Origin of the sequence: uncultured Slackia sp., assembly GCF_934630525.1 — a bacterium.
GTDB lineage: Bacteria > Actinomycetota > Coriobacteriia > Coriobacteriales > Eggerthellaceae > Slackia.
The window spans coordinates 62,109-78,012 of the sequence record NZ_CAKTVX010000008.1; the positions used below are offsets into that span (position 1 = coordinate 62,109).

11 protein-coding genes and 1 tRNA gene are annotated in these 15,904 nt (G+C 56.3%); 1 reads left to right on the forward strand and 11 read right to left on the reverse strand.

Annotation, left to right across the window (positions count from 1 at the left end; genetic code table 11):
- Nucleotides 1-523 precede the first annotated feature (523 nt).
- Entirely contained in the window at nt 524-754 is a 231-nt protein-coding gene (locus tag Q0D41_RS10085; protein WP_367113826.1) for a response regulator transcription factor, read from the forward strand.
- Here Q0D41_RS10085 and Q0D41_RS07465 read toward each other — a convergent pair.
- The 11 genes from Q0D41_RS07465 to gyrA all read right to left on the reverse strand — a co-directional run bounded on the left by Q0D41_RS07465 (nt 718) and on the right by gyrA (nt 15,884).
- On the reverse strand, nt 718-1,191 hold the full coding sequence (locus Q0D41_RS07465; RefSeq protein WP_294377424.1) for a DUF3516 domain-containing protein: 474 nt from the start codon (nt 1,189-1,191) through the stop codon (nt 718-720). The two genes, Q0D41_RS10085 and Q0D41_RS07465, sit on opposite strands and share 37 nt — an antisense overlap.
- Before the next feature lie 240 nt (nt 1,192-1,431).
- A complete protein-coding gene (galE, locus tag Q0D41_RS07470; protein ID WP_294377426.1) occupies nt 1,432-2,499 on the reverse strand; it encodes a UDP-glucose 4-epimerase GalE in 1,068 nt (355 codons plus the stop codon).
- A gap of 144 nt (nt 2,500-2,643) precedes the next feature.
- Complete coding sequence (locus tag Q0D41_RS07475; protein WP_294377428.1) at nt 2,644-3,816, reverse strand: pyridoxal phosphate-dependent aminotransferase; 1,173 nt, start codon at nt 3,814-3,816, stop codon at nt 2,644-2,646.
- A 269-nt stretch (nt 3,817-4,085) separates the two neighbouring features.
- Nucleotides 4,086-5,423, reverse strand: coding sequence for a citrate/2-methylcitrate synthase (locus Q0D41_RS07480; protein WP_294377429.1), 1,338 nt, complete (start codon nt 5,421-5,423; stop codon nt 4,086-4,088).
- 176 nt (nt 5,424-5,599) lie between these two features.
- Nucleotides 5,600-6,880, reverse strand: coding sequence for a DUF1015 domain-containing protein (locus Q0D41_RS07485; protein ID WP_294377431.1), 1,281 nt, complete (start codon nt 6,878-6,880; stop codon nt 5,600-5,602).
- Nucleotides 6,881-7,179: 299 nt separating this feature from the next.
- Complete coding sequence (locus Q0D41_RS07490; protein ID WP_294377433.1) at nt 7,180-8,343, reverse strand: phosphoglycerate dehydrogenase; 1,164 nt, start codon at nt 8,341-8,343, stop codon at nt 7,180-7,182.
- Between the two features lie 263 nt (nt 8,344-8,606).
- Nucleotides 8,607-9,707 (reverse strand): 3-phosphoserine/phosphohydroxythreonine transaminase, encoded by a 1,101-nt coding sequence (gene serC, locus Q0D41_RS07495; protein ID WP_294377435.1) that lies wholly within the window; start codon nt 9,705-9,707, stop codon nt 8,607-8,609.
- A gap of 457 nt (nt 9,708-10,164) precedes the next feature.
- Nucleotides 10,165-11,544: an Nramp family divalent metal transporter gene (locus tag Q0D41_RS07500; protein WP_294377436.1), complete on the reverse strand. Its 1,380-nt coding sequence runs from the start codon at nt 11,542-11,544 to the stop codon at nt 10,165-10,167.
- On the reverse strand, nt 11,545-12,894 hold the full coding sequence (locus tag Q0D41_RS07505; protein ID WP_294377438.1) for a magnesium transporter: 1,350 nt from the start codon (nt 12,892-12,894) through the stop codon (nt 11,545-11,547).
- A 186-nt stretch (nt 12,895-13,080) separates the two neighbouring features.
- Nucleotides 13,081-13,157 (reverse strand) — tRNA-Arg (locus Q0D41_RS07510).
- Nucleotides 13,158-13,280: 123 nt separating this feature from the next.
- Complete coding sequence (gyrA, locus tag Q0D41_RS07515; protein ID WP_294377440.1) at nt 13,281-15,884, reverse strand: DNA gyrase subunit A; 2,604 nt, start codon at nt 15,882-15,884, stop codon at nt 13,281-13,283.
- Between the last annotated feature and the right edge of the window lie 20 nt (nt 15,885-15,904).

Here is a 15,904-nt window from a genome sequence, read left to right on the forward strand (position 1 = left end):
ACGCCCGTAGCTAGTGTTTCCTACTTCGGGCTCTTTATCGCCATTGCGGTTACCTCAATCGCCCTCGCGGTAAACGGAAGAATCGTTCGCATCAAGCAGCTCTATGACGCATCGCTCGCCATTCTGGAATTGGCAATCATAGTTTTCGCTATAGGAGCTGGGTGTTCCTACGAAATTGCTTCGATTCTTCTCGATGCCTCCTATATGACTTTTTCGACATTCTTCTTCACCATACTGTGCAATCTCTGCCAAAGAAGAGGAAAACCCAGTCTTTGTTTTCTCGCTTGCCTATCTTGCAGAGCAACTCGCCGCTTTTCTAGGAGAAGCTTTCTCGGGCATGATAGGGCCTGGCGTGCATGCGTTGCCCCTCGTCCTACTCGCAGGATTAGGAGCCATTGCGTTCGTCTATCTTTCTCCTCTCAGAGATGGAAGTCTCGAGAGGAGCACCGATCCAGCAAAGGCGCAGTACGTCGATCCGGCACGTTATTACACCATACTCGCCGAAACCTGCACATCGGTCGCCATGCAGTGCTCTCTGACTAAGCGCGAGGGAGACGTACTCCTTCTCCTCGCCCAGAGAAAAACGTTAGCGCAAATTAGCGACTATCTGGTGGTAGGCCTCGCTACGGTGAAGACCCACACTCACAACATTTATAAAAAACTGGATGTCCACAGCAAACAGGAGCTGTACCAGTTTCTTGGCCTGGAAAACCTATCCTATTCCGCCAAATCCTCCACGAAGCCCACGCGGTAGTTCTTGAAGATGACCTCGCCTTCCTCCTGGGTGGCGTCCAGGTTCACGTCAGCCTCGATGCGGAAGTCGCCGTCGGCGTTCTCGTCCAGGAAGATCTGGCGCACATGCCAGAGGTGCTGTTCGGCTTCGGGGCTCTCGTCGATGGAGAGGTAGGCGGCCGACCGCGCGTCACCGTCCAGGCGACTCTCGTTGTGCTCGGCGAAGTAGTCGTCGAGCGCCGCCTCCCAGGCGCGCTCGCCGTGGCCCCAGTTCTCGTCCAGGTTCCCCAGCTCGCGGGTGTGTTCCAGGGCGGCCAGGCGCACGCGGGCGAAGAGCGCCTTGATGGGGGCGGTGTAGTAGGCGGTGCGCCCCGTGGCATGAGGAATAATCGAACAGAAAGCGTTTCCGCAGGTAAAAGATGCGAAACACTTGCAAACCGCGTTGTTTCTTGGTGACATTCTTTGTCGTCGATGACGCCATTTTTCTGTAATACAAGCAGTTTATTTGAGCGTAAAACCAAAAGGAGAACCCTCTTGAGCTGGTGTTTTCAGGAGGGTTCTGTTTGTCACAAACCGATACGTTATTGTATCGCTATCTATTCCCGCTCAATAAGAAAGGGTGGCAGATTACCCAGCCACCCCATAGCGCTCATTTTCGCCGCGCCCCATATGAGCCCGTTAAGTATAATGGCGCATCGTTTAGTCGGCATACCCGTTCGGGTTCATCAACTGCCAACGCCACGAATCGGCGCACATGCGATCGAGGTCGTATTCCGCAACCCAACCGAACACGTCTTTGGCCTTCTGCGGGTCGGCGTAATTTTCCGCAACATCGCCAGCGCGGCGCGGCTGAATATCGACCGGGAGCTCTCGACCGCACGCACGACTGAACGCGGCCACCACATCGAGCACGCTCGAACCTTTACCAGTGCCGAGGTTCACGACTTCGACGCCCGTCTTGCCATCCATCCAGTTGAGCGCCGCAACATGGCCGCGTGCCAGGTCGACTACATGGATGTAATCGCGCACGCCCGTGCCATCGGGCGTGGGATAGTCATTGCCAAACACGCGAACGGCCTTCATTTTGCCAATCGCGACCTGTGCGACATACGGCACGAGGTTGTTGGGGATACCCTTCGGGTCTTCACCGATAAGGCCGCTTTCGTGCGCGCCAATGGGATTGAAGTAACGAAGCAACACGACATCCCATTCGAGGTCGGCGGTGTGCAAGTCGGTAAGAATCTGCTCGATCATCCACTTCGTCCAACCGTAAGGGTTGGTGGCCGGCTTCTTTTCCGCAGCTTCGCTCAAAGGCACGCTATCGGGCTCGCCATACACCGTTGCGCTCGAGCTGAACACAATGCGCTTGCAGTCATGCTTGCGCATAACGTCGCACAGAATGAGCGTGTTGGTGATGTTGTTGTAGTAATACTCGAGCGGCTTTTCGACGCTCTCGCCCACAGCCTTGAAGCCCGCGAAGTGAATAACGCCGTAAATATCGTTTTCAGCGAAGATGCGCTCGAGCGCGTCGCGATTGAGCACGTTGTCCTCATAGAACTTCATGCGCTCGGAAGCACCCGCCGGAGCTTTGCCGTCAGCTTCCGCCTGCTTCACAATTTGAGCGATGCGATTAACGGCCTTCTCGCAGGAATTCGACAGGTCGTCGATAATGACCACGCCATAGCCAGCCTGGAGCAGCTCAACGCACGTATGGCTGCCAATGAAGCCAGCGCCGCCGGTGACCAGGATGTTCTTAATATCAGACATATATGTCCCCTTCTTGGTTGGAAACCGCCGAGCGAAACCGCGCGACGGCATTACGCACAACCACCTCGATACGCGAGATTGTGAACGACGTTATTCTACACCGCATTTGAGGGAGCGACCCCTATCCACGGGAAACCCGTTCCACTATGCGGAACGCTGTTCCAAGGTTTGGACAAAGGCCGCCAAGCGGTTCAGGCCTTCTTCGAGATTCTCCATGCTGCAACAATACGACAGGCGCACAAATCCTTCGGCGGCAAAGCAAGAGCCCGGCACAAGCGCAACGCCCTTCTCCGCGATGAGGCGCGTGCAGAATTCATCCGAAGACATGCCGAATTTCTCGATAGAGGGGAACACATAGAAGGCGCCATCAGGCTCGACGACATCCAAGCCGATTTCCTTCAAGCGCGCGAGCACGTAGTTACGGCGGCCGCGATACACTTCCCGCGCCGGCGCAACGTCTTCTTTCAACGCCCGAATCGCCGCGCGCTGCACGAACGAAGGAACCGACGACACCATGTACTGGTGCATTTTCGCGATTTGCGCCGAAATCGGAGCATCGGCCGCAACCCAACCAAGACGCCAGCCGGTCATGGCGTAAGGCTTCGAAAAACTGTCGCACACGATGATGCGATCGCGCAGTTCGCCATAGCAGCTCGCAAGGCCAAGGTGTATGCCTTCGTCACTCTTGTATACACCCTCATAGACAAGGCTCGTGTACACATCGTCGCAGATAACGAACACGTCGTGCGCCTTGGCGAATTTCGCAACCGCATCCAAGGAACGCGGGTTGAGCACACAGCCTGTGGGATTGTTCGGGGACGTAAGCACGATTGCCTTCGTGCAATCGGTAGCGACTGCCTCGAGCTGCTCCAACGTGAGCTGGAATTTCGTTGGGCGCGTATCGACAGGAACGAACGTCGCACGATTCACCGCGATGATTGACTCATATAAGCCAAACGCAGGCGTGGGAACAATTACCTCATCGCCAGAATTCAGAATGCTCGAAAGAGCCGCGAACAACGCTTCGGTTGCACCGCAAGTCACGACGATTTCGTCTTCGCCGTAAGCGAGATTGCGCTTTTCCATATGAGCCGAAATCGCACGCCTCAATTCCACCGTACCGTTGTTGGGCGGATAGTGCGTTTCGTTTGCGGCAAGGGACTTCGCAACTTCCTCCTTCACGGCATCGGCGGTATTGCCGTCGGGTTCGCCGAGCGTAAGCAAAATGCACCCAGGCGTCTGCTTCGCAAACGCCGTAATGCGGCGAATACCCGAAGGTTGCAGCTGCGCAAGCGCGGTATTGGTGGTCAGGGCCATAAGATTCCTTCCGTACGCACATCTTCCAGCATTGTACGCGCCCTTTCCGCAGACGCGACGAAGCCTTAAGAAAGAAATAGGCCGCCGAAGCGGCCTTTCTGGCAGAGAATTGCGGTTGTGAACGGTTGTTTTGGCGCTCTCGCATTCTCCTTAAATAGCAACACTGGTTTGACCTGGGGTTATGCGAAATGCTTTTCAGAACACCCGCTATATCGAGCGCTTGAATCGTTCACAACCGCAAATTCGTGCCAAAATTCAGCAAAACGGGACTAATTTCGGTCAGCGATGTCGACATACTCGCGTGCGTGGCCCGTCTTCTTAAACGCGGGGCGCATGATGCGCTTGCCCGAGACGATTTCCTCAAAACGGTGCGCGCTCCAACCTGCCATACGAGCGCTTGCGAACATCGGCGTGAGCAATTCGCGGGGAATGCCCAGCGTAGAGTACACGCAGCCACTATAAAGGTCGACGTTCGCGCAAATATCTTTGCTCTTGCCAGCCTCGGCGAGCAGCTGCGGCGCCAGGCGCTCGATAATCTCAAGCAAGCGGAATTCCGCTTCGTGCTCAGTGCCCGCAACCAAGCGTTCCGCATATTTATGGAGCAACTCGGCGCGCGGGTCGGAAAGCGTATACACCGCATGGCCCATGCCATAGATAAGGCCCGTGCGATCGTAAGCTTCCTTGCGCACGATTTTGCGCAGGTAATCGGCCACCTGACCTTCGTCGGTAATGTCGGCGACGTGCTGCTTGATGTCGTCGGTCATGCGAAGCGTGCGATTGTTCGCACCGCCATGGCGCGCACCTTTCAAGCTACCGATTGCCGCAGCGTAAGCGGAATATGGATCGGTATCGGCGCTCGTAACAGCGCGGCAGGTAAACGTCGAATTATTGCCGCCGCCGTGCTCAGCATGCAGCATGAGCATAATGTCGAGCGTTTTCGCCTCAGTATCGGTGAACTGCCGATCGGGACGAAGCATCGACAGAATGGTCTCAGCGGTCGACTGGCCCGGAATGTAATGATGGATGAACATGGAGTCGCCGAAGAATTTGTCGCGCATCACATGATAGGAAAGCACCATGATGCGCGGAAGGCGCGAAAGCAGCATGATAGCCGTGTCGATTTCATGCTCCGAGCTGCGGTTTTCCGCTTCATCATCGAAGGCGTACAGCTGCAGCACCGCGCGGCTCATAGCGTTCATCAAATCGCGCGTGGGCGGCTTCATGATGTAATTCGCCGTGAAGCCATCGGGCAGGTCGCGCTGGGCGGCGATAAGGTCGTTGAAGGTTTTCAATTGCTCGGCCGTAGGAAGCTCGCCCGCCATAAGCAGGTACGCCGTTTCCTCGAAGCCGAAACGGTTTTCAGCAACAGCATGGTCGACCAAATCGGAAATGCTGTAGCCGCGATATGACAAACGTCCGCGGTCGGGAACTTTATCGCCCTCGGAAACAACGTAGCCATGCACGTTCGAGATATTTGTAACGCCAACCACAACGCCCGTGCCGTCGGCATTGCGCAAGCCTCGCTTGATATCGTAAGTGGTGTAATAACACGGATCGATTGAATGGCATTTCTCAAAGTCGGTGTAAAGCGGCAAGCTTTCCTTCATGAGCATCAACCCTCCCGGCGCCAGAAGCGCCCACAATTTACTGCGAAAGAAAAGTGTATGACGAGCTTAGCGCAGTTCAGACGGCATATCGGTAAACGAAATACACTTGTAACGTAGCGGTGCGCCACCGCTTGACCCCACGAATGGGAAAGCGGCGGCGAGTCGTCTCGCCACGTTTAAATCAAATGAGCGAACAGACCGCTGCGAAGCTTCGGTTCAAACCACGTCGACTTCGGCGGCATGAGGCGATCGGCGTCGGCCACATTGAGCAGCTCGTCAATCGACGTGGGGAACATTGCGAACGCCACAGCGGGGCCATCGCCGCGCGCATCGATGCGGTTCACCTTGCGTTCGAGCTCGCGCAGGCCACGAATTCCGCCCACGAACTCAATGCGCTCGTCGGTACGAGGGTCGCCGATTCCCAGAATGGGCGCGAGCACCTTTTTCTGAAGAATCGAAACATCGAGGCCGTCAACGGGGTCGCTGCTCTCGAATTCGGGCTTCACGCCAAGGCCGTACCACTCGCGGTCGAGATACATTCCCACTGCGCCCTTATCGATTGGCTCGAGCTGGGATTCTTGCGTATGGATAATCTCGAACGGGCCGTTTTCGCCAGCGAGGGCATTCAGGAATTCATCCTTGGTGAGGCCGTTGAGGTCGCGCACCACGCGGTTGTAGGCAAGAATCGAAAGCTGCGACGCAGGGAAGAGCACGCTCATGAAGTAATTGAATTCTTCGGTTCCGTCGTAACCCGGATTCGCCTCACGGCGCGCCAAGCCGACTTTCACGGCTGACGCCGCTCGATGATGGCCGTCGGCAATATACGCGCACGGCACCTTGGCAAACGCCGCAACCAAACCAGCATACGCTTGAGAGCAGGCGACTTCCTCCGACGCTGCAGCCATGCGCCATACGCGATGCGTGACGCCATCTTCACCGGTGAAATCGTAGAGCGGCGCGGTTTTCTTCACGGCCGCGACCAAAATATCGATCGCATCGGAATCGCGATACGTCAGGAAAATAGGGCCCGTTTGCGCATCGAGGGCATCGATGTGGCGAATGCGGTCGAGCTCCTTCTTCTCGAGCGTGTTCTCATGCTTCTTGATAACATTCTCGAGGTAATCATCAATCGCGCAGCACGCAACGACACCCGTTTGCGAGCGCCCGTTCATCGTGAGCTCATACAAATAGAAGCACGGCGCAGGCTCGGTCACGAACGTGCCATCGGCGCGGCGTGCATCGAAGAGCTCACGAGCTTTCGCATACACCTCGGGGGCATACATATCGGCATCGGCCGGAAATTGCGTTTCAGGGCGATCGATATTCAGGAAAGAAAGCGGCTCACCATCAACGGCGGCGACGGCCTCGGCTCGGTCGTACACGTCATAAGGAAGCGCCGCGACCTGATCGACGACACTTGCAGTTGGTCGAACAGCAGCAAACGGTTTAACAATCATAGGAAAACTCCCTTGCCTCAAATGGATCGGAGGACAGTCCTCCGATCTATAGTTGCATTAAAACGCTGGACAAACGAAAATCAGCGAGCTTGGGTTCTGGCGAGTGCAATTCGGGCGCGGCCGAGGCGAAGCATACTTCGGTACGTGAGCTGTTTAATACGCCTCATGGCATATTCAATCCCAAACTTCTGAGCACGAGCGGGCGCCGCCCAGCTTAGCTGGGCCATCACCGCCCGAAGTGCGCCGTCAGAACCCGGCGCAGCGTCGAGCACTTGCGTCGTTCGGCAGAACGACGCAACCTACTTAATAACGCGCACGCGATAAATGCTCGGAATCTGCTTCAGGGCTTCGATGGTCTCGTCGTCGAGATGCTCATCGGTGTCGAACATGGTGTAGGCATTCTCGCCAGCGCTTTCGTTCGTCATACGCTGCACATTGGCGTTGTCTCGGGCGAGCACTGCCGTAATTTGGCCGATCATATTCGGTACATTCGCATGCAGGCACGCGACACGGCTCGCCGCGCGCGCCTTGCCCATGGAGCAGGTGGGGTAGTTCACCGAATTGGCGATATTGCCGTTTTCCAAGTAATCCTTGAGCTCAGAAATGGCCATATCGGCGCAATTCGCTTCAGCCTCGCCCGTGCCAGCACCCGAGTGGGTGGTAATGAACGTGTTCGGCATAAGCACGGTTTTCTGAGTCGCGAAGTCGGTCGCGAACCATGCGATTTTGCCGGCACGCAGGGCGGCATCGACGGCATCCTCGTCAACGATGGTCTCGCGAGAATAGTTGATGAGCACGGCATTCGGGGCAAGCAGATTCAACTGCTCCTCGCCAATCATATGAATCGTGTCGGCCTTCGAGGGCACATGCAGCGTGAGGTAATCGCGGTCGCGGCACGCGTCTTCGAGCGTCGATACGCGCTGAACTTTTTGGGAAAGTGCCCACGCATGCTCGACCGAGATAAACGGATCGTAGCCATACACGTCCATTCCCAGATCGGCGCAGGCGTTGGCGACCTTCGAGCCAACGTTGCCCAAACCGATAACAGCAATGCTCTTGCCCTTCAACTCGCGGCCGACGAACGCCTTCTTCGCCTTTTCCGCGTTCACGAAAATATCGGGGTCGGCAGCATTTTCGCGCACCCAATTCATCGATTGCACAACGCCACGGCTCGAAAGCACGAGCATCGCCAAAACGAGCTCTTTCACGGCATTGGAGTTCGCGCCCGGCGAATTGAATACCACGACGCCCTTCTTGGCATATTCCTCGATGGGAATATTGTTCACGCCGGCGCCGCAACGCGCGATAGCGCGAATGCCTTCAGGCAGCTCATAGCCGTGTAGGTCGGTCGAGCGCATGAGAATCGCATCGGCCTTTTCAGCTTCGGGCACGAACTCGTAGCCGTCGCCAAAGGTAACCTGGCCGTCTTTCGTGATGTCGTCGATGGTTTTGATATAGCGCATGGAAATCTCCTTTTAGATTATCGAACCCATATGCCGAATCTAACGGAAGCCTTCGATTCTCGAAGGCCGTGGCGACCCGTCGATTCCCCGGCAGATTCAAGGTTCGTATTGCAACAATGATTATATGGTCGAGCTAACCACCCACTGAACGCCCGACCAGCCAAAAGGCGGCGGGCGTGCGCCAAGAGGCGTACGCGGGTGTGCGAATCAAGCCTGGCGACGCCACGCTTGAAAAGAAAATGAATTTGGGGCGAGATCTCGCCCTAGATAGATCGCGAACCCGCGGGGTTGCGCAATTCGAAGTCGCGCATGAAGTCAACGAGCGCCTGCACGCCCTCGATAGGCATGGCGTTGTAAATGCTCGCACGCATGCCGCCCACGCTGCGGTGGCCCTTGATATTCTTCAGACCGGCAGCATCGGCTTCCACAATGAATTTTGCATCAAGTTCAGCGTCGCCCGTAACGAACGGCACGTTCATAAGCGAACGGTCCTCCTCGCGTGCGGTGCCATGGAACACATCACTTTCGTCAAGCGCGTTATAAAGCAGCTGGGCTTTGGCGACATTGATGTCGCGCATACCTTCGAGACCGCCTTGGGCCTTAATCCACTTGAAGACTTTTCCGCATACATAAATCGCGTAGCACGGCGGCGTGTTATACATACTGCCACCGTCGACATGCGTTTTGTATTGCAGCATGGTGGGAACGCTGGGCAGATCATCGGTAGGAATAAGGTCATCGCGAACGATAGCAATCGTGACGCCCGCAGGACCCACGTTCTTCTGAGCGCCACCATAAATAAGGCCATACTTGGCCACATCGATGGGCTCGCTCAAAAAGCACGATGAGACATCGGACACCAGCGGCACGTCGCCCGTTTCGGGCAGCGCATGATATTTAGTGCCATAGATGGTCTCGTTTTCGCAAATGTAGACGTAATCGGCGTTCGGATTCACCTGCAACTCGGCCATATTAGGCACGTAGCTGAAATTGTCGTCGGAAGAATCGCCCAGAATGCGAGCATCGCCGAAGCGCTTCGCCTCCTGGTAGGCCTTTTTACTCCAAGAGCCGCTCACGATATATTCGGCAAAACCGCCGCTCATCAGGTTCAGAGGCACCATGGCGAACTGCGTAGAGCCACCGCCCTGCAAGAACAGCACCTTATAGTTGCTAGGAATGCCCATGAGGTCGCGCAAATCGGCTTCGGCCTCTTCAATAATCGCCTTGAAAGCTGAAGATCGGTGGCTCATCTCCATTACCGACATACCGCAACCGCGATAATCGAGCATTTCTTCGGCAGCTTCGCGAAGCACGCTCTCGGGCAGCACCGCGGGACCCGCGGAGAAGTTGTAAACCCTACCCATGTCGATGACCCCCTTTTCTTCAACGAGAGATTTTTAGCGTCTAAGTACGATATTGTAGTTCAAATGCGAGCGAAACAGTGCACTTTATTTGACTAGAGTGAAGAATTCACCGAATCATCCCGTTCCTCCCGGCTGGCAGACGCCGCGCCGATGCGGCTCTGCGTTCATCCTTGCTCTTCATTTCAAAACGAAACGCAGCGAGGTGAGCGCATAGTGAGCCGAAGGCGAACGGTAGCGAACCGTCCCCTTCGGCGCGGCGTCTGACAGCCGGGAGGAACAGGGGAATGGGTGGCACAAAGCGACGAATGGGCGGAAGGAAAGTCCATCCCAAAGCTTTTCATCACACCGCAATAAGCGCTTGTGCCGATTTCGCAAGAGCGGGATGCAAGTTTGGGTCGCATCCCCAGAACCATCCAAAAGAAATCGCCCCCGGATTTCCAGGGGCGACCGATCAGACCTATTCGATTCCAAGCACCTGCATCACAAGCAGCGCAACGGTGAGTATCGTAACGATAGCGACGGTAAACCAAATGATTCCCCGTCCGACGATTCCGCTCGCATATTTGCCCATGATGCGCTTGTCGGCAGCGATAAGAGCCATGAACACGAGCAGCACCGGCAGAACAACACCGTTGATGAACTGGGCGGTGAGCATGATGTTCATAAGGTTGAGGCCCGGAATAAGCACCACGATCGCCGAGAACACGATGACGGAAGTGAAAATACCCTTGAACATGGGCGCTTCCTTCCAGGTGAAGTCGACGCCGGCCTCCCAACCAAACGCTTCGCAAATAACGAACGATGTCGTGAGCGGCAGCACGCACGCAGCCAAGAAACTCGCGGCGGTAAGGCCAGCCGCGAACAGGATTTGCGCGTATTCGCCCGCAAACGGAGCAAGCGCGGTAGCGGCGTCCTGCGCGGAATCGATCGAAATGCCCTGCGGATAGAGCACTGCGCCCGTGGTAACAATGATGAACCAGGCGACCAAGCAGGCGACAACCGTGCCAGCCGTCACATCGACCTTCTGCAGGAACATTTCCTCGTGGTCGGTTCCAACGCCCTTATCGACGACGTTGCTTTGTGCGAAGAACATCATCCACGGCGCGATGGTGGTACCAATCATCGAAATAACGAGCGAAACGAAATGCACGTTCGCGGGAATCTGCGGCACCACGGTCGCATAGGCAACATCGCCCCAGTTGGGACCAGCCAAAAAAGCGGCGACGATATACGTCACGAACACGAGGGAAATCGCGAGGAAGATTTTCTCGACGCTTTTATAGCTTCCCTTCACCACGAGCAGCCACACAATCACAGCGGAAATAGGCACGCTCACCCAGGTAGGCACGCCGAAAAGCCCCATGCCCGATGCAATACCGGCAAATTCGCTGAACGTCGTGGCGACGTTGCCAATTAGCAGCGCGCACATGGCGAAAGCAGTAAGGCGAATGCCGAAACGTTCACGAATAAGTGCAGCGAAACCTTTGCCCGTTACCGCGCCCATACGGGCAGCGGTCATTTGCACAACGAGCAACAGCACGCACATCACGGGGATAACCCAAAGCGCGGCATAGCCGAAATCGGCACCTGCTGTGGAATACGTCGAAATGCCGCCAGCATCGTTGCCGGCCATGGCGCTTACGACGCCAGGACCCATAGCTGCAAGCACGAGCAGGAAGAACGGCTTCTTCTTCTCGTCGGCCGACCCCTCCGTGGCGGGGGAATCGGAAACGGTTTCCGCAAGCTCCGGCTTTCCCGCCTTGCGCGCGACGTATTCAGCCTCGCGGCGTTCCTGCATGACCTCGTCATACGTCGCATCGCGACGTATGACGGCCATTTACAGCACCCCCGCGATTTCGAGCACGATGAGCGTATACACGGCAAGAGCCGCCGCGCCGCCGATAATGCCGGCGACCACCGTAAGGGCGCGAGACGTATTCTTCTCGCTCTCGGTGCTTTCTTCCATGACTTCCATGGCGTCGTCGACGGTAACCAGGCCAAGCATGCGTCCCGATTCGTCAACGACGGGCAACGCGACCATGTCGTATTTCGAGATATCGGCCGCAACCTCTTCTTCATCCTCATCGGGCGGCACAGAGATGATCTCGGTATACATGATGTCTTTGAGCTGCGATTCGCGATGCGCCAGCACCAGCGTGCGCATCGACAGCACGCCGACGAGCTTCTCGGAGTCTTCCTCGAGCACGTACACGAAGTGAACGGTCGGGAAGTCCTCATCGAGGGCGCGGAGCACTTCAACCGTATCGAGCACGGTATCGGTTTCTTTCATAGCGACGAACTGGGTGGTCATCATGCCGCCGGCAGTGTCGTCTTTGTAGCCGAGCAAGGAACGAATCTCGGCCGCGTCTTCGACGCCCATCAGGCGAAGCAGCGTTTCAGCCTTTTCATAAGGAAGGTCACGAATAATATCGGCCGCATCGTCAGGGTCCATTTGGCCCAAAAGGCCGGAAGCCTCGCGGTCGCCCAAGTCGTCGAGCGTTTCAGCCTGGTACTCATCTTCCAACTCGGCGATAACCTCGGCCGAACGCGCATCGTCAAGGTGCTTGAATACCTCGGCACGCTGCTTGGGATCGAGCTGCTCCAGAATATCTGCGACGTCGGCAGGGTGCATCTCGTTCAAACGGCGGTGCGTCACGGAAAGCTGCACTTTGGACAAGTCGCGATCGAGCAGGTCCATATAGTTCCAGGCGATAATCTTTTCATCGATTTTCTTGCCGAAGAGCTTCGCCGCGCCCACAACGGCTTTCTCGAGAAGCGGATGAAGGCCGCGCAGGATGCCGCGCACGCCAACCTCGGCGCCCAGAAGACGCAGCTGCGTGCCAGAAGGGGAGAGCTTCAAGTCGTTAACGCGCACGAGCTTAAGGCCTTGCGTGTCAACAATTTGCTGATCAAGCAAATCACGGGCAAGCAAGACTTCGTCGGGCTGCAGATAACTGAAGCGAATGTTGTACGACTCGGTATTAAGGCGAACTTCGTCTTCGGAAAAGCTGTCGACGTACTTGCGCCAACTAATCATGAACGGCGTGCGGCCGGGGCCTTTAAACGCCAAGGAAGTAATGCGTGGAAACATCTCGCCCGTGGAAATAGCGAGATCAGACACAACACCGAGCTTTTCTCCCGTTGAATCGTATACGGGATTACCCAGCATGTTGGACAAGTAGAGCAATGCTTGCCTCCCCTCGAACAATGCGGCCTGAGGCCCACGAAGGAAAGCGGAGGACCTCAAGGTTAGCGAACTATGTGTTTTCGAACCTTCAAAATGGCCCTTTTCTCCTAGACAATAAAAAAGCCGCTCTCGCGGCGCAACTGCTTATCGGCTAATTTTGAACCGATTTTGCAATCGGCGAGAAAGTGGTGCGCCGTGAGGGATTCGAACCCCCGACGTACTGATTCGTAGTCAGTCCCTCTATCCAGCTGAGGTAACGGCGCACTTCATAAGCAGCTCGATAATAATAACCCATACACCCTAGAAGTCAACGGGTTTTAGAAAAATTTTTCAAAAATTAGCGGCCGACCGGGTTTGCCCCGATCGGCCGCCATTCTCACGAGCGACTATTCGTCGTCTTCGGTTTCGTCGAGTTCGTCTTCGACATCGGCCTCGTCTTCAATATCGACATCAGCTTCGACCTCGTCGGCGTCGACGTCATTCGAATCGGCGGTTTCGACTTCATCGAAATCGTCGTCTTCGTCGCCGTCTTTCTTCTTATCCTCGGTCGCGATAGCGCAGGTGCATACCTTGTCGGAATCGGCAACGTTCATCACGCGCACGCCTTGAGCGGAGCGTCCCAACTGGCTAATGCTCTCGACGGAAGTGCGAATCACGACGCCTTCCTCCGAGATAATCATGAGCTCATCGCTTTCCTCGACGACCTTCATGGCCGTAAGCTGGCCCTTCTTCGCCGTCATGGTAATGGTGAACACGCCCTGGCCGCCGCGGTGGTGCAGCGGATAGTCGGCAACGGGGGTGCGCTTGCCATAGCCCTTCTCGGTAATCACGAACAGCTCGGTGCCCGGGCGGGCGATTTCCATGCCAAGCACGCGCACGCCGGCGGGAACTGTCATGCCGCGCACGCCCATGGTATCGCGGCCCATCGAGCGAACCTCGGATTCATCCCAGGTAATCGCTTTGCCGGCGCTCGAAACCATCATCACGCGCTCGCCTTGCTTCACGCGGCGCACGGCGATGAGGTTATCGTCTTCCTTCAGGTTGATGGCGATAAGGCCATCGCGGCGGCTGCGATCGTACAGGCTCATGGAGGTCTTCTTCACCATGCCCTGCTCGGTGCCGAACATGAGGTATTCGTCCTCGGGGAAGTCTTTCGTCGCGATAATCGCCGAAATGGTCTCGCCCTTCTCGAGCGGCAACAAGTTCACGATCGCCGTGCCGCGAGCTTGGCGGCTCGCTTCGGGAATCTCATAAACCTTCAGGCGATAGACCTTGCCGCGCGTCGAGAAGAACAGCATATAGCTATGGGTCGACGCAATGAACAGGTGCTCAACGAAGTCGTTGTCCTTCAAGCTCACGCCCTGCATGCCCTTGCCGCCGCGTTTTTGCTGGCGATAGGTCGCAACGGGCAAGCGCTTCACGTATCCGGCCTTCGTCACCGTGATAACCATGTCTTCCTCGGCGATGAGGTCTTCGACATCGATATCTTTGGCGGCGGCGGAAAGCTGCGTGCGGCGAGGCGTGTTGTATTTCGCCTTGATCTCGAGCAGCTCTTCCTTGATGACCTGACGCATGAGGTTCTCGTCGGCGAGAATGCGCTTGAAGTAATTAATCTTCTCTTTGAGTTCCTTCAACTCGGCCTCGAGCTTGTGGCGCTCCAAACCAGTGAGGCGGCGCAGGCGCATTTCCAAAATGGCCTGCGTTTGCGCGTCGGTAAGGCCGAAGCGCTCGGTCAGGCGGGCAGACGCCTCTTTGTCGGTCTCGCTGCTGCGAATAATCTGGATAACCTCGTCGATGTTATCCAGAGCGACGAGCAAACCTTCGAGAATATGGGCGCGCTCTTCAGCCTTGCGCAGTTCGTACTTGGTACGACGCGTGACGACGTCTTCCTGATGGAGAATGTAGTAATGCAGCATTTCCTTCAGAGAAAGCGTACGCGGCACGCCATCGACCAGGGCCAGCATAATGACGCCCCAACCGACCTGCAGCTGGGTGTGCTTGTAGAGCTTATTGAGAACGACCTGGGGAATCGCATTCTGCTTGAGCTCGATGATGATGTCGACCGGCGAATTGCGGTCGGCGCCGTCGTGCACATTCGAAATCTCGGGCAGCTTCTTATCGCGAATGAGCTCGCCAAGCTTCTGCATGAGGTTCGTACGATTCACCTGATAAGGAATCTCGGTAATCACGATGGAGTGCTTGCCGTTCTTGCCCTCGATGATCTCGTGCTTCGAACGAATCGTGAGATTGCCGCGGCCGGTCTCGTACGCATCGAGAATGCCCTTTTTGCCCATGATGACGCCGCCGGTTGGGAAGTCGGGGCCAGGCATCACGGTCATGAGTTCTTCAGTCATGCAGTCGGGGTTGTCAAGCATCATGCACGTCGCGTCGATGGTTTCGCCCAAGTTGTGGGGCGGAATATTCGTCGCCATGCCAACAGCGATGCCGTTCGAGCCATTCACCAACAGGTTAGGGAAGCGCGCGGGGAGCACAGAAGGCTCTTGCAGGCTTTCGTCGTAGTTGGGATTCCAGTCGACCGTTTCCTTTTCGAGGTCGCGCAGCAATTCCATGGCGGGCTTGGCCAAACGAGCCTCGGTGTAACGCATAGCTGCAGCAGAGTCGCCGTCGATGGAGCCGAAGTTGCCGTGGCCGTCGACCAGGGGCACGCGCATCGAGAAGTCCTGAGCCATGCGAACCATGGTGTCGTATACCGCGGAGTCGCCATGCGGATGGTATTTACCAATAACGTCGCCAACCGTACGCGCAGACTTGCTATGCGGGCGGTTGGGCGTGATGCCGCTGTCGTACATTGCATACAGAATGCGGCGGTGAACCGGCTTCAAGCCGTCGCGCACATCAGGCAGCGCGCGAGCGACGATAACGCTCATCGAGTATTCGAGGAACGACGAGCGCATCTCATGGCCGAGTTCGGCCAATTTGATGCCCGAAGCCCCCGAATCAGAGCTTGCAATAATATCCTGATCAGCCACTTTTGTCCTTTCGTAAGAAC

Excerpts from the sequence above, each read along its gene's own strand:
- Q0D41_RS10085 (WP_367113826.1), top strand. The coding sequence starts at position 524 with ATGCAGTGCTCTCTGACTAAGCGCGAGGGAGACGTACTCCTTCTCCTC.
- Q0D41_RS07465 (WP_294377424.1), bottom strand. The coding sequence starts at position 1,191 with ATGTCACCAAGAAACAACGCGGTTTGCAAGTGTTTCGCATCTTTTACC.
- galE (WP_294377426.1), bottom strand. The coding sequence starts at position 2,499 with ATGTCTGATATTAAGAACATCCTGGTCACCGGCGGCGCTGGCTTCATT.
- Q0D41_RS07475 (WP_294377428.1), bottom strand. The coding sequence starts at position 3,816 with ATGGCCCTGACCACCAATACCGCGCTTGCGCAGCTGCAACCTTCGGGT.
- Q0D41_RS07480 (WP_294377429.1), bottom strand. The coding sequence starts at position 5,423 with ATGAAGGAAAGCTTGCCGCTTTACACCGACTTTGAGAAATGCCATTCA.
- Q0D41_RS07485 (WP_294377431.1), bottom strand. The coding sequence starts at position 6,880 with ATGATTGTTAAACCGTTTGCTGCTGTTCGACCAACTGCAAGTGTCGTC.
- Q0D41_RS07490 (WP_294377433.1), bottom strand. The coding sequence starts at position 8,343 with ATGCGCTATATCAAAACCATCGACGACATCACGAAAGACGGCCAGGTT.
- serC (WP_294377435.1), bottom strand. The coding sequence starts at position 9,707 with ATGGGTAGGGTTTACAACTTCTCCGCGGGTCCCGCGGTGCTGCCCGAG.
- Q0D41_RS07500 (WP_294377436.1), bottom strand. The coding sequence starts at position 11,544 with ATGGCCGTCATACGTCGCGATGCGACGTATGACGAGGTCATGCAGGAA.